Genomic DNA, 13,650 nt, shown 5'->3' with positions numbered 1-13,650 from the left:
TAGAGGTGACGCAGAAGATAGGCTTCTTTTGCCCTGCAAAAAGAGGCGCTTCGCCCGGTCGATCCGGCACCCTGAACGGCAAGAGCCCGAGAGATGCTGAAGGAAGTCGCGCAGAAGCGGTGGTCCGACGAGGTCTCGTCCGCCCCGATCGCCCCCATCGCCCTTCCGGCGGGAGCGCCTCCGACCGATTGTCCCTTCCAGCGGCATCTCATGGATGCCAACCGCAATTTCGTGGACCAGATCCGCGTGGCGGACCAGAAGGCAGCCTACATCTTCACCTTCGTACTGGCGCTGATGGTGTGGTCCACCGAGACGCGCAAGGCGCTCAGCATGCAGAAGCTCATGGCCGACGATCCCGTATCGCTCGCCGTCACGCTGCTGCTGCTCGCCTCGATCGTCGTCGCGTTGGGTGCGGCGATCTGTGTGGTGCTGCCGCGGGCGCGGCCGGGCGTCAGCGTCCTCTACTGGGGTGCGTGGCCGAGCGCCGGGGATCGGCTGCTGGCGGCACGGGCGGAGAACAATCCGGACTTCGTTCTCAAGGACCTGATGCGGAACACGGAGACGCTGGCGGCGATCTGCAAGGCCAAGTACCGGCTCGTCATTCTCGCCTTCCGCTCGCTCCTCGTCATGGTGATCGCCTATCTCGGCCTCCTGATCCTGCCGGGCTGAAGCCGTTAGAGATCGCCGGGCACCGCCCTACCTTGCGTCACGTCGGGGCGTGAGGAACGGGCGGGATGATCGATCTCTGGTACAAGAACGCGGTCATCTACTGCCTCGACGTCGACTCCTTCTTCGACTCGGACGGCGACGGCGTCGGCGACCTGCGCGGGCTCGCCGACCATCTCGAATATATCGAGGCGCTCGGCGCGACCTGCATCTGGCTGCTGCCCTTCTATCCCTCCCCGAACCGCGACAACGGCTACGACATCGCCGACTACTACGGCGTCGACCCGCGCTACGGGACGCTCGGCGAGTTCGTGGACTTCATGCAGGCCGCCAAGGACCGCGGCCTGCGCGTGATCGTCGACCTCGTGGTCAACCATTCCTCGATCGACCATCCCTGGTTCCAGGCGAGCCGCTCCGACCCGGAGGGCAAATACGGCGACTGGTACGTCTGGTCGAAGGAGAAGCCGGCCGATGCCGACAAGGGCGTCGTGTTTCCAGGCGTCCAGAAGACGACCTGGACCTACGACCGCAAGCGCGGCGAATACTACTTCCACCGCTTCTACGATCACCAGCCGGACCTCAACATCGCCAATCCGGCGGTGCGCGAGGAGATCCAGCGCATCATGGGCTTCTGGCTGCAGCTCGGCGCGTCGGGCTTCCGCATCGACGCGGCGCCGTTCATCCTCGAAGACCTCGACAAGATCCAGGGCACCGACCCCTACGCCTATCTTTCCGAGTTGCAGGAATTCCTGTCCTGGCGGGAGTCCGAGGCGATGCTGCTCGCCGAGGCCAACATCACGATGGATATGGCGGGCGAGTATTTCGGCTCCGGCGACCGGCTGCACGTCATCTTCAACTTCCCCCTGAACCAGAAGCTGTTCCTGGCGCTGGCGCGGGGCGAAGCCGAGCCGGTGACGGCGTTCCTGAAGGAGTTGCCCGACCTGCCGCTCGTCGGCCAATGGGGCACGTTCCTGCGCAATCACGACGAGATCGACCTCGGCCGGCTGGAGCCGGCGGAAAAGCAGGAAGTGTTCGACGCCTTCGGCGCGGACAAGTCGATGCAGCTCTATGATCGCGGTATCCGCCGCCGGCTCGCGCCGATGCTCGGCGGCGACGAGCGGCGGGTCGCGATGGCCTTCAGCCTGATGCTGTCGCTGCCCGGAACGCCGGTGATCTGGTACGGCGACGAGCTCGGCATGGGCGACAACATGGCCCTGTCCGAGCGCGATCCGGTGCGCGTGCCGATGCAGTGGCATCCGCGCGGCAACGGCGGTTTCTCGGCGGCCGACCCGAAGACGTGGGTACGCCCGCCGATCCCGGACGGGCCGTTTTCGCACCGCTTCGTCAACGCGGAAGCGCAGCGCAAGGACCCGACCTCGCTGTTCGCGACGATCCAGCGCCTGATCCGCCTCCGCCGCGCCTGCCGCGAGATCGGCTGGTCGCCCGCCGAGGTCGTCGACACGGGTGAGCCGTCGGTCATCGCGCTGAAGTCGCAGTGGCGCGGCGGCGCGGTGCTGACGCTGCACAACCTCGCCGACCGGCCGCTGACCATCGATCTCGGGCCGGCGGTCGGCGAAGGCTATGCCGGGCGTAGCCTCTTGCATCAGGATGCGGAACTGCGTTGCGACGCGGACGGCCGCTGCGATCTGCGCCTCGCCGCCTACGGCTTCGAATGGCTGCGGCTGGAGGAGGCGGAAGCAACCGCGGCGAACTGAGCGGGCCGCAAGCCTTCGCCGGAACGCCGGGGCGTCACGCGGCCGCCATGCTCACAGTGCCGAGGGCTTCCGGCAGCCGCACGACCACGCGGCAGCCGCCGACATAGGTCGGATCGACGGCGAGCGAGCCGCCGTGCAGGGAAACGACGCGGCGGCAGAGCGACAGGCCGAGGCCGGAACCACCCTTCGTGCGGCTCCCCTGCTCGAAGGGCTGGAACAGCCGCTCCGCATCCTGTGCCGCGACGCCCGTGCCGTTGTCCTCGACCGACAGCATGTGTTCCGAACCCGCCTGTTCGTAGCGGATGGCGATCTGCGGCGCGCGGTCGGCACGGTGCCGGATGCCGTTCTCGATGAGGTTCTGGATAAGCTGCCGGAACAGGTCGGGCTCCACCCTCAGCGTCGGCAGGCGCGAAGCGAGGATATAGCTCTCGGTCTGCGCGATCAGCGCCGAGAGATTAGAGCGCGCCTCCTCGACGAGGACGTTCAGGTCGGTCTCCACCATGCGCACGTCCTGCCGGTGTTCGGCGCGCGAGACTGAAAGCAGCGCCGTCACCTGCTGCGCCATGCTCATCGCGCTGGCGGTGGCGAGCTCGATATAGTCCGAAGCGTTCGGCCCCAGCTTCGTCTGCCGGTCGTGCCGGATGACGTTCAGGGCGCTGACGATGCTGGCCAGCGGCGAGCGCAGATCGTGCGCGGCGAAGGCGGTGAAGCGCGAGAGCTGGTCGTTGATCCGAACCAGCGAGGCTTCGCGTTCCGACAGTTCCGTGATGTCCGTCGAGATGCCGAGCAGGCGCTGCTCGCCGTCCGCGGTCATGAACGCCCGCTTGCGAGTGAGAAGTACCCGGCAACGACCGAGATAATCCACACCAGTAGTCGTCGCCTCGCTCTCTCCGAGGGCGAACGCGCGGCGATCCTCGGCAAGGCGAAGCGCGGCCTCCTCTCGCGGGAAATCTTCCAGCCCCGTCGATCCGACGATCGAAGCCCGCCGCTCCGGCGGATAGCATTCGAGGCACGCCCGATTGGCGTAAAGGACGATGCTGTTTGCATCCTTGATGAAGACGAGGTTCGGGTCGTGATCCATGATCAGCCCGAACACTTCACTCGTGAGCATGGTGAAACCCCCGAATCACCCCCCGCGCCCTGTCTACCGAACGGCCGGGGAGCCGCCAAGCGCGCGAAGGTTACATCGGGGAAAGGATGCTCGCTTCAGGCGACCATCGCTCCGGCGCGCGAGCGCCGGAAGGCCCGGCCATCGGCCCCGAAGACATGCAGCGCATCGGGCGACGCCGACAACCTCACGTCCTCGCCGCGCCGGACCGCGCTCTCGCCTTCGAGCTTGGCGACGATCGGCTCCGCCGCGCCGATATCGACGTAGATCAGCGTCACTTCGCCGAGCTTCTCCACGAGATCGACCTTGCCGGCGAAAAGCGCCTGGCCGCCTGACGAGATTTCGAGGTCCTCGGGCCGCACGCCGAGCTTCACCCCCTGCCCCCGGGCGTTCGCGGGAACGTCCACGCTCGCGGCGACCTTCGCCCCGCCGCCGAGTTCGATGCTTCCCCCATCGCCGACGCGCGCCTCCACGACGTTCATCGCCGGCGAACCGATGAAGCCCGCGACGAAGAGGTTGTCCGGATGGTGGTAGAGTTCCATCGGCGTGCCGACCTGCTCCACCCGCCCGCCGTTCAGGACGACGATGCGGTCGGCGAGCGTCATCGCCTCCACCTGATCGTGCGTCACGTAGATCATCGTCGTGGTCGGCATCGACTCGTGCAGCCTGGCGATCTCGATCCGCGTCGCGACGCGCAGCGCCGCGTCGAGATTCGACAGCGGCTCGTCGAACAGGAACACCTTCGGATCGCGGGTGATCGCCCGGCCGATGGCGACGCGCTGGCGCTGGCCGCCGGAAAGCTGCTTCGGCAGGCGGTCGAGATACTGCGTGAGTTGCAGCATCTCCGCCGCGCGCCGGACGCGCCGGTCGACGTCGTCCTTGCCCGCCTTCGCCAGCTTCATGCCGAAGGCCATGTTCTCGTAGACCGTCATGTGCGGGTAGAGCGCGTAGCTCTGGAACACCATCGCGATGCCGCGCTTGGCCGGCGGCAGTCCGTTCACGACCTGCCCGTCGATGGTGAAGGTGCCACCGGTGATCTCCTCCAGCCCGGCGATGAGGCGGAGCAGCGTCGACTTCCCGCAACCGGACGGGCCGACGAAGACGATGAATTCGCCTGCCCGAATGTCGAGGTCGACGCCCTTGATGACGTCGACCGCGCCGAAGGTCTTGCGAACGTCGGTGAGCTTCAGATCGGCCATCGGTTTAGACTCCTACCCTTTCACGCCGCCGGCGGTGAGTCCGGAAATGATCTTGCGCTGGAAGATCAGGACGAGCGCGATCAGCGGCACGGTGACGATGATCGATGCCGCCATGATGAGCCCCCACGGAATCTCGAACGAGGTCGCGCCGGACAGGAGCGCGATCGCCACCGGCACGGTGCGCTGGTCGTCGCCGGACACGAAGGTTAGCGCGAACAGGAACTCGTTCCAGGCGGCGATGAAGGCGAGGAGGCCGGTCGTCACCAGCGCCGGCCACATCAGCGGCAGGAACACCTTCATGATGATCGTCCAAGGCGAGGCGCCGTCGACGATCGCCGCCTCTTCGATCTCGATCGGCAGGTCGCGCATGAAGGTGGTCAGCACCCAGACCGTGAAGGGCAGCGTGAAGATCATATACGAGAAGATCAGCGCGAGCGGCGTGTTGTAGATGCCGAACAGGCGGATGATCTCGAACAGGCCCGCGAGCACAGCGATCTGCGGGAACATCGACACCGACAGCACCGTCAGCAGCAGAAGACCCCGCCCCCGGAACGAGATGCGCGACAGCGCGAAGGCGGCGGTGAGGCCGAGCAGCAGCGACAGCGCCACCACGACGAAGGCCACCAGCACCGAGTTGGCGAAGTTGCGCGGGAAGGTGCCGCTGCCGAGTACTGCCTCGTAGTTCGCCAGCGACAGGACCTTCGGCACGTAGTCGATGGCGAAGAGCGCCGTGCCGGATTTGAACGACGTCATCACGGCGTAATAGAACGGAAACACCGCCTGGATGACGATCACCGCGACGAGCAGGTAGAAGCCCGCGGTCTTCAGCGCCTTCATCGCCTCACCGCCCTTCCGAGCCGAGATTTAGCCGCCCGAGCTTGATGTAGGCGATCGTGATGAAGGCGATCACCAGGAACAGCAGCGTCGAAGCGGCGGAGCCGTAGGCGAACTGGTCGAACTGGAAGAGGTTCTCCTGCGCGTAGACCGACATCGTCTTCGTCTGGTCGTTCGCCGGCGTCAGCACGTAGATGAGGTCGAAGACGCGGAGCGAATCCAGCGCCCGGAAGATGATCGCCACCATCAGCGCCGGGCGGATCAGCGGCAGCGTCACCCGCCAGAACACCTTCACCGGGTTCACGCCGTCGATCTTCGCCGCTTCGTAGATGTCGCCCGGCACCATCTGCAGGCCGGCGAGGATCAGCAGCGCCATGAACGGCGTCGTCTTCCAGACGTCGACGATGATCACCGCCCACATGGCGGTGTCCGGATTGGCGGTCCAGGCGATCGGCGCGGAGATCACGCCGATCCGCATCAGCATGTCGTTCAGGATGCCGAACTGGTCGTGCATCATCCAGGCCCACATCTTGGCCGAGACGACCGTCGGGATCGCCCAGGGGATGAGGACCGCGGCGCGCACGATGCCGCGCCCGACGAAGTTCGCGTTCAGCACCAGCGCCACGACGAGGCCGAACACGGTCTCCAGCGCGACCGAGATGACGGTGAAGTAGACCGTGTTCCAGACCGCCTGCCACCAGGCCGGCTCGGCGAGGAGGCCGAAATACTCGCCCGTGCCGTCGCCGTAGTCCTCGTAGTCGAGATAGTTGGTGAAGCCGACGAAGGCTGCGTCGCCGAGCGAGGACAGGCGCGCGTCGGTGAAGGAGAACCAGATCGTCCGGAGCAGCGGCCAGCCGGCGGCTGCGGCCAGCACCAGAAGCATGGGCGCGAGGAACAGCCAGGCCGAGCGGATGCGCTGCGACCGCAGTTCCGATCGGGCCGAGTGCGCGACGTTTACCGCCGCGCCGCGCGGGTTGCCGGTCTCCGCCGTGGTCAGGGCCATCGCCGCCTCCCCGCGCCGTGCCGCCTTACCAGGCCCGTCCCTTCAGCCGCTTCAGCCGGGCCTCGAGCCGCTTCAGGTTCGAGTCCGCCGTGCCGTTGCCGGCGAGCGTGTTGTTGACCGCCGTCCAGAACTCGCTGGAGACTTCGTTGTATTTGGCCTTGGTCGGCGCCGACGGGCGCGGCACGGCGGCCGCGAACACGTCCTTCCAGCGAGCGATCAGCGGCTGCTTCTCCTTGATCTCGGCGTCGTCGTAGAGCGCCGGAATCGTCGGCAGGCGGGTGTTCTGGATCGCGCGGTACTTCTGTTCCTCGTCGGAGGTCCAGAACTTGATGAACTCGACCGCCGCGTCCTGATGCTTGGAATATTTCGACAGCGCGACGTTCCAGCCGCCGAGCGTGGAAACGGATGCGCCGCCCTCAGCGCCGGGCAGCGGCGCCACGTCGAATTTGCCCTTGATGGCGCTGTCACCGCCGTTGCCGAGCGAATAGGCGTAGGGCCAGTTGCGCATGAAGACGGCCTTGCCGGTCTGCCAGACGCCGCGCGCATCCTCCTCCTTGTAGGAGAGCGAGCCGGGCGGCGAGACCGTCCCGATCCAGCCCTTCGCCATTTCGAGCGCGGCGGCCGTCTTCGGATTGTTGATCGAGATCGTGCCGTCCGGCTCGACGATCTTGCCGCCGCCGAAGGACGCGACCCATTCCAGCGCGTCGCAAGTGAGGCCCTCGTAGGGTGCGCCCTGGAATACGAAGCCCCAGAGGTCGCTCGCGCCGCCCGCGCGCTCCTTCTCCTGGATTTCCTTCGCCGTCGACGTCAGCTCGTCCCAGGTCTTCGGCGGCTGCTTGCCGTATTTGTCGAGGAGGTCCTTGCGGTAGTAGAGCGCCGAGGCGTCGGCCCAGGTCGGCATCGCGACGAGCTTGCCGTCGACCGTCTGGCTCTCGATCACCGCCGGAATGTGCTTGGAAACGAGGTCGCCCATCAGCGGCTTCAGGTCGACGAAATACTCCGCGAGTTGCGGCGCCCAGATCACGTCGGTCCGGTAGACGTCGATGTCGGCGTTGCCGGCCGCGAGCCAGAGCCGGTACTGGCCGAACTGGTCGGTGGTCGAGGCCGGCAGCGTCACGACCATCAACGTGTGGCCGGTCTTCGCCTTGAACCGCTCGCCGGCTGCCTGCAACTCGGCGATGTCGGTGCCGACGGAGCCGGAAGCGACCGCCACCTCGTCGGCATGGACGGCCGGAGCCGTCGCGGCGGCCGAGATGCCGATCAACATGAATGCCGCAAGCTTGCGCAGGATCACGCCTCAATCCTCCCATCGACGCACGCTCGATCTCGCGTGCCGGAACGACTGGCCAGCTAGGACATCCCCGATCCGGGGCGAGTCTCTCGCTTGTGCCGTGCGCCGTCCGCTCGTTTCTCCCGCTAGCGATCATGTGGCATTATCGATGCCAGTCAAGCGGGCATGCGTCGTCTCATATCGCGGGCACCCGCTCGACGCCCGCCGCAGCCATGTCGGCGAAGGCGCGGTCGAGCGAGCCGTCGAGGTCGATCGCCCGGCAGGCGTCTTCGACGAGGACGACCGGGAAGCCGGCGGCACGGGCGTCGAGCGCCGTCCAGGCGACGCAGAAATCGGTGGCGAGGCCGCAGACGAAGACGCGCCCCGCCCCGCGGTCGCGCAGGTAGCCGGCGAGACCGGTCGCGGTCCGCCGATCCGCCTCCACGAAGCCGGAATAACTGTCGACACCGGCATGGAAGCCCTTCCGCACGATCATCTGCGCGCGAGAAGCTTCAAGCGCCGGGTGGAACTCGGCGCCCCGGCTGCCCTGTACGCAATGGTCCGGCCACAGGATCTGCCGGCCGTAGTCGAGGTCGATCGTCTCGAACGGCGCGCGGCCGTGCGCCGAGGCGAAGGAGGCGTGCCCGGCCGGGTGCCAGTCCTGCGTGAGGACGACGATCGGGAAGCGCGGCATCAGCCGGTTGACGAGCGGCACAACGGCGTCGCCGTCCGCCACCGCCAGCGCGCCGCCCGGGCAGAAGTCGTTCTGGACGTCGACGACGATCAGGGCGTCGTTCGGTCGGATCTCGTCGCTCATGCCACTGCCTCGTTTCACATGTCCACGTCTCGACGCGAGCATTCCGGGTCGGCGCGCACTAGATCGCAAGGCGGCGACGCAAGAAAGCGGGAAACGGCATGGCGGACATCCGACATATCAGACGGCTGCGTCCGCGCCACGTCGTCGGGTGGACGTCGCGCTTCGTCGAGACACCGACGCTCATCGGCGCCTTCTGCATCGCCGCCGCTGCCGGGCTGTTCATCCTGCTCGCCGAGGAGGTAATGGAGGGCGAGACGCTGGCGCTGGACACTCGCCTCCTTCTGTCCCTGCGCAACCCCGCCGACCCGTCCGACCCCCTCGGTCCCGGCTGGATCGAGGAGATGATGCGGGACTTCACCGCTCTCGGCGGCACCGTCGTCCTGACCTTGCTCGTGTTGTTCGTCGCGGGCTTCCTGTGGATCGACGGCAAGCGCCGTTCGCTCTTCCTCGTCCTCGCCGCGACGATGAGCGGGCGCATCCTGTCGCCGCTGTTGAAATACGGTTTCGACCGGCCTCGGCCCGACCTCGTTCCGCACGGCTCGATCGTCTATTCGACCAGCTTTCCGAGCGGCCATTCGATGGCGGCGGCGATCACTTTCCTGACGCTCGGCGCGCTGCTGGCACGCGTCCAGAAAGGGCGGACGATGAAGGTCTATATCCTGTCCGTCGCGGCCCTGCTCACCTTCTGCGTCGGCATCAGCCGCGTCTATCTCGGCGTTCACTGGCCGAGCGACGTCATCGCGGGCTGGTCGGTCGGCATCGCCTGGGCGCTCGGCTGGTGGCTGCTGGCCCGCTGGCTGGAGAACCGCGGCGTCGTGGAGCCCGAGGAAAGTGCGGCGCCAAGCGCCGAGACCGCGAAATGAAAGAACCCGCCCGCCTCGCGGCGGACGGGTTCCGAACATACCCGATGCGAGAGGCGTCAGGCCTTGTTGCGGTTGTAGACGTCGAAGCAGACCGCGGCGAGGAGCACGAGGCCCTTCACGAGCTGCTGGTAGTCGATCGAGAGCTGCATGGCGCTCTGCATGCCCATGTTCAGCGCGCCCATGATGAAGGCGCCGATCACCGCGCCCGTCACCTTGCCGACGCCGCCATAGGCCGAGGCGCCGCCGATGAAGCAGGCCGCGATGACGTCGAGTTCGAGGCCCGTGCCGTTCTTCGCGGTCGCGCTGCCGACGCGGGCGAAGAAGACGAGGCCGGCGATCGCCGCCAGAACGCCCATGTTGACGAAGGCGAGGAAGACGATGCGCTCGGTCTTGACGCCCGAAAGCTTCGCCGCCTTTTCGTTGCCGCCGACGGCGTAGACGCGCCGGCCGATCGTCGTGCGCGTCGTCACGAAGGCGTAGACCGCGATCAGGACGGCCATCAGGATCAGGACGTTCGGCAGGCCGCGATTGCTGGCAAGAAGGTAGCCGATGTAGAGCACCGCCGCCATCACGAGGACGACGCGACCGACGAAGAAGGAGTACGGCTCGTCCACCGGGCGGACCCGGCTCTTCGCCGCGCGCCGCGAGAAGGCGAAGACGGCGAAGCCTACCGCGAGCACCATCGCCAGCACGAGGGTGGTGGAATTGGCGAAGGTCGGGCTGAGAACCGGCAGGAAATCGGGAAGCGTGCCGGTGGAAAGCGCGCGGAGCGATGCCGGGATCGGCGAGATCGAGGACGACGAGCCGAGCGTCATGAAGGTCAGGCCGCGGAAGACCAGCATGCCGGCCAGCGTCACGATGAAGGACGGGATCCGCAGGAAGGCGACGAAGTACCCTTGGATCGCGCCGATCAGCGCCCCGACGAGAAGGCACACGATGCAGGCGATCGGCACCGGCACGCCGTACAGCACGATCTGCACCGCCCCCACCGCACCGATGAAACCGACGAGGGAACCGACCGAAAGGTCGATGTGGCCGGTGATGATGATCAGCAGCATGCCGATCGCCATGACGATCACGTAGCTGTTCTGCAGGAACAGGTTCGTCAGGTTCGACGGCGACACGAAGGTCGGCCGCCCGGTGACCTGCGAATAGATCGCGAAGAACACGATGATGGCGAGCAGCGCCACCAGCATGCCGTATTCGCGCAGGTGCCGCTTGAAGTAATCGAGGCTGGCGTTCGCCGCCGATTCGGACGCGGCGGGCGCGTCGATGGTCTTGATGCTCATGCAGCGTTCCTTCCTGCCGACCGGATAATGGCACGCATGATGCTTTCCTGCGTCGCCTCCCCGCGCGGCATCTCAGCCACGAACCGGCCCTCGTTCATCACGTATATCCGATCGCACATGCCGAGAAGCTCCGGCATCTCCGACGAGATCATCAGGATGCCCTTCCCCTCCGAGGCCAGGCGCTCGATGATGGAATAGATCTCGAACTTCGCGCCGACGTCGATGCCGCGCGTCGGCTCGTCGAGGATCAGCAGATCCGGGTTCGAGAACAGCCACTTCGACAGGACGACCTTCTGCTGGTTGCCGCCCGAGAGGTTCAGCGTCTTGTGAAAGATGTTGGACGAGCGGATGCGCAGATTCGTCCGGTAGTCCTCGGCGACGCTGCGCTCGCGGTCGGCGTCGATCACGCCGCTCTTCGCGATGCCGGCCAAGTTGGCGAGCGAGACGTTCTGGCGGATGTCGTCTTCCAGCAGGAGGCCGTACTGCTTGCGGTCTTCCGTCACGTAGGCGATGCCGGCTCCGATCGCCTTCGGGATCGACGAGATGTCGACCGGCTTGCCGTGCATCCGCGCCTCGCCGGAGATGTGCCGGCCGTAGGCCTTGCCGAAGAGGCTCATCGCCAGTTCGGTGCGTCCCGCCCCCATCAGGCCCGCAATGCCGACGACTTCGCCCTTGCGGACGTTGAACGACACGTCCTTGACGATCTGGCGCTGGGTGTTCAGGTGGTGGAAGGCGTTCCAGCCCTTCACCTCGAACAGGACGTCGCCGATGTTCGGATGGCGCGGCGGGTAGCGGTCGTCGAGCTGACGCCCGACCATGTCGCGGATGATCCGGTCCTCGCTGACGCCGTCCTTGCAGTCGAGCGTCGACACGGTCGAGCCGTCGCGGATGACGGTGATCGAGTCGGCGACGCGGGCGATCTCGTTCAGCTTGTGGCTGATCATGATCGAGGTCAGGCCCTGCGCCTTGAACTCCAGCAGTAGGTCGAGCAGCGCCTGGCTGTCGCGTTCGTTGAGGGAGGCGGTCGGCTCGTCCAGGATCAGGAGGCGCACCTTCTTCGACAGCGCCTTGGCGATCTCGACGAGCTGCTGCTTGCCGACGCCGATGTCCTTGATCAGCGTGGTCGGCGCTTCGGACAGGCCGACCCGCTTGAGCAGTTCCGACGTCCGGCTGAAGGCCTCGTCCCAGTTGATGACGCCGCCGCGCGATACCTCGTTGCCGAGAAAGATGTTCTCCGCGATCGACAGGAGCGGCACCAGCGCCAGCTCCTGGTGGATGATGATGATGCCGATATGCTCCGAGTCGCGGATGTCGCGGAACGAGCGCACCTCGCCGTCGTAGACGATGTCGCCCTCGTAGGTGCCGTGCGGATAGACGCCGGACAGGACCTTCATCAGGGTCGACTTGCCGGCCCCGTTCTCGCCGCAGATCGCGTGGATCTCGCCGGCCTCGACGGTGAGGTTGACGTCGTCGAGCGCGCGGACGCCCGGAAACGTCTTGGTGATGCTGCGCATCTCCAGAATTGCTGCCATCGCGCTTGTCCCCGGCGCTCGGTTACGGATGCAGGCCGGCGTCGCGAGACGCCGGCCTGCGGATCGATGGAAAAGGGCGGTCAGCCCTTCAGAGCCAAGCCGATCAGGGCTTGATCTGGTCGGCCTTGTAGTAACCGGTGTCGACCAGAGCGGCCTGCACGTTGTCCTTGGTGACGAGGAGCGGCTTCAGCAGATAGGCCGGCACGACCTTGACGCCGTTCTCGTAGGTCTTCGTGTCGTTGACCTCCGGTTCCTTGCCGGTGCCGAGCGCGTCGATCATGCCGACGGTCACCTTGGCGAGGTCACGGGTGTCCTTGAAGATCGTCGAGTACTGCTGGCCGTTCTCGATCGACTTGACCGAGGGCACCTCGGCGTCCTGGCCGGACACGACCGGCATCGGCTTGTCGCCCGAGCCGTAGCCGTTCGCCGTCAGCGCCGAGATGATGCCGATCGACAGGCCGTCATAGGGCGAGAGCACCGCGTCGACGTTCTTGTCGCCGTAGTAGGACGACAGCAGGTTCTCCATGCGGGACTGCGCCACCGCCGGATCCCAGCGGAGCGTGCCGACCTTGTCCATGCCCATCTCGCCCGACTGCACCACGAGCTTCTTCTGGTCGATGTAGGGCTGCAGCACGGTCATCGCGCCGTTGTAGAAGAAGAAGGCGTTGTTGTCGTCCGGCGAACCGCCGAAGAGCTCGATGTTGAACGGGCCCTTGCCGTCTTTCAGGCCGAGCTTGTCGACGAGCGAGGTCGCCTGGAGAACGCCGACCTGCTGGTTGTCGAAGGTCGTGTAGTAGTCGACGTTCGGCGTGTTGCGGATCAGGCGGTCGTAGGCGATGACCTTGATGCCCTTGTCGTGCGCCTGCTGCAGCACGTCGGTCATGGTCGTGCCGTCGATCGAGGCGATCACGAGGTACTTCGCGCCGGACGCGACCATGTTCTCGAGCTGCGAGAGCTGGGTCGGGATATCGTCCTCGGCGTACTGCAGCTCGGCCTTGTAACCCTTCTCCTCGAGTTGCTTCTTCATGTTGTCGCCGTCGGCGATCCAGCGGGCGGAGGCCTTCGTCGGCATCAGCACGCCGACGGTGCCCTTCTCCTGCGCGAAGGCGGCAGGCGTGGCGAGCGCCAGGCCGAGCGCGGCGCCGGCCAGCAACATCTTCAATGACTTCATAACTCTCCCCTTGTGGCACGCTGCCAACGCGACGAAGCCGGTTCGGGCCTGTCGAATGTCCAACCCAGTGGTCCGAAGGACCTCGCAAACTGCGTCCCGTCACCGGCCGGGACGGCGGTTCGAACCACCATCGCCACGCCGCGAGCAAGCCGATCGCGGGCCGGACTCTTGATTTCGTTTGAA

The 13,650-nt window shown here is 66.3% G+C and carries 12 protein-coding genes; 3 read left to right on the top strand and 9 right to left on the bottom strand.

The annotated features are described in order from the left end of the window. The first annotated feature begins 93 nt into the window (after nucleotides 1-93). The gene (locus F6X38_RS07035; RefSeq protein ID WP_150968902.1) at nucleotides 94-669 is read left to right on the top strand and encodes a Pycsar system effector family protein; all 576 of its coding nucleotides are present in this window, start codon (nucleotides 94-96) and stop codon (nucleotides 667-669) included. Nucleotides 670-734: 65 nt separating this feature from the next. After that, nucleotides 735-2,381 (top strand): alpha-amylase family protein, encoded by a 1,647-nt coding sequence (locus F6X38_RS07030; RefSeq protein ID WP_150968901.1) that lies wholly within the window; start codon nucleotides 735-737, stop codon nucleotides 2,379-2,381. A 34-nt stretch (nucleotides 2,382-2,415) separates the two neighbouring features. Here the strand turns inward: F6X38_RS07030 and F6X38_RS07025 are convergent, their stop codons facing one another. The 6 genes from F6X38_RS07025 to pncA all read right to left on the bottom strand — a co-directional run bounded on the left by F6X38_RS07025 (nucleotide 2,416) and on the right by pncA (nucleotide 8,612). Beyond that, nucleotides 2,416-3,492: a sensor histidine kinase gene (locus tag F6X38_RS07025; protein WP_150968900.1), complete on the bottom strand. Its 1,077-nt coding sequence runs from the start codon at nucleotides 3,490-3,492 to the stop codon at nucleotides 2,416-2,418. 95 nt (nucleotides 3,493-3,587) lie between these two features. Then, nucleotides 3,588-4,688: an ABC transporter ATP-binding protein gene (locus F6X38_RS07020; protein WP_150968899.1), complete on the bottom strand. Its 1,101-nt coding sequence runs from the start codon at nucleotides 4,686-4,688 to the stop codon at nucleotides 3,588-3,590. A gap of 12 nt (nucleotides 4,689-4,700) precedes the next feature. Then, the gene (locus F6X38_RS07015; protein ID WP_150968898.1) at nucleotides 4,701-5,525 is read right to left on the bottom strand and encodes a carbohydrate ABC transporter permease; all 825 of its coding nucleotides are present in this window, start codon (nucleotides 5,523-5,525) and stop codon (nucleotides 4,701-4,703) included. A 4-nt stretch (nucleotides 5,526-5,529) separates the two neighbouring features. Continuing rightward, nucleotides 5,530-6,525: a carbohydrate ABC transporter permease gene (locus F6X38_RS07010; protein WP_150968897.1), complete on the bottom strand. Its 996-nt coding sequence runs from the start codon at nucleotides 6,523-6,525 to the stop codon at nucleotides 5,530-5,532. 25 nt (nucleotides 6,526-6,550) lie between these two features. Continuing rightward, on the bottom strand, nucleotides 6,551-7,792 hold the full coding sequence (locus tag F6X38_RS07005; protein WP_150969137.1) for an ABC transporter substrate-binding protein: 1,242 nt from the start codon (nucleotides 7,790-7,792) through the stop codon (nucleotides 6,551-6,553). Between the two features lie 199 nt (nucleotides 7,793-7,991). Then, on the bottom strand, nucleotides 7,992-8,612 hold the full coding sequence (pncA, locus tag F6X38_RS07000; protein WP_150968896.1) for a bifunctional nicotinamidase/pyrazinamidase: 621 nt from the start codon (nucleotides 8,610-8,612) through the stop codon (nucleotides 7,992-7,994). Nucleotides 8,613-8,710: 98 nt separating this feature from the next. Here pncA and F6X38_RS06995 point away from each other — a divergent pair, with 98 nt between their 5' ends. Next, on the top strand, nucleotides 8,711-9,475 hold the full coding sequence (locus tag F6X38_RS06995) for a phosphatase PAP2 family protein (protein WP_150968895.1): 765 nt from the start codon (nucleotides 8,711-8,713) through the stop codon (nucleotides 9,473-9,475). 56 nt (nucleotides 9,476-9,531) lie between these two features. Here F6X38_RS06995 and mmsB read toward each other — a convergent pair whose 3' ends face one another. From mmsB to chvE, 3 genes are all read right to left on the bottom strand, one after another. Beyond that, entirely contained in the window at nucleotides 9,532-10,764 is a 1,233-nt protein-coding gene (gene mmsB / locus F6X38_RS06990; protein ID WP_150968894.1) for a multiple monosaccharide ABC transporter permease, read from the bottom strand. Next, on the bottom strand, nucleotides 10,761-12,296 hold the full coding sequence (gene mmsA, locus F6X38_RS06985) for a multiple monosaccharide ABC transporter ATP-binding protein (protein ID WP_161992647.1): 1,536 nt from the start codon (nucleotides 12,294-12,296) through the stop codon (nucleotides 10,761-10,763). Before mmsA ends, mmsB begins: the two co-directional genes overlap by 4 nt. 103 nt (nucleotides 12,297-12,399) lie before the next feature. Then, nucleotides 12,400-13,467 carry a multiple monosaccharide ABC transporter substrate-binding protein gene (chvE, locus tag F6X38_RS06980; protein WP_150968893.1) on the bottom strand — a complete coding sequence of 356 codons (1,068 nt, stop codon included), beginning with the start codon at nucleotides 13,465-13,467 and terminating at the stop codon, nucleotides 12,400-12,402. Between the last annotated feature and the right edge of the window lie 183 nt (nucleotides 13,468-13,650).

Origin of the sequence: Plantimonas leprariae, from assembly GCF_008802405.1 — a bacterium.
Taxonomy (GTDB): Bacteria; Pseudomonadota; Alphaproteobacteria; order Rhizobiales; family Rhizobiaceae; genus Plantimonas; species Plantimonas leprariae.
This window is presented reverse-complemented; position numbering and strand designations above follow the sequence as displayed.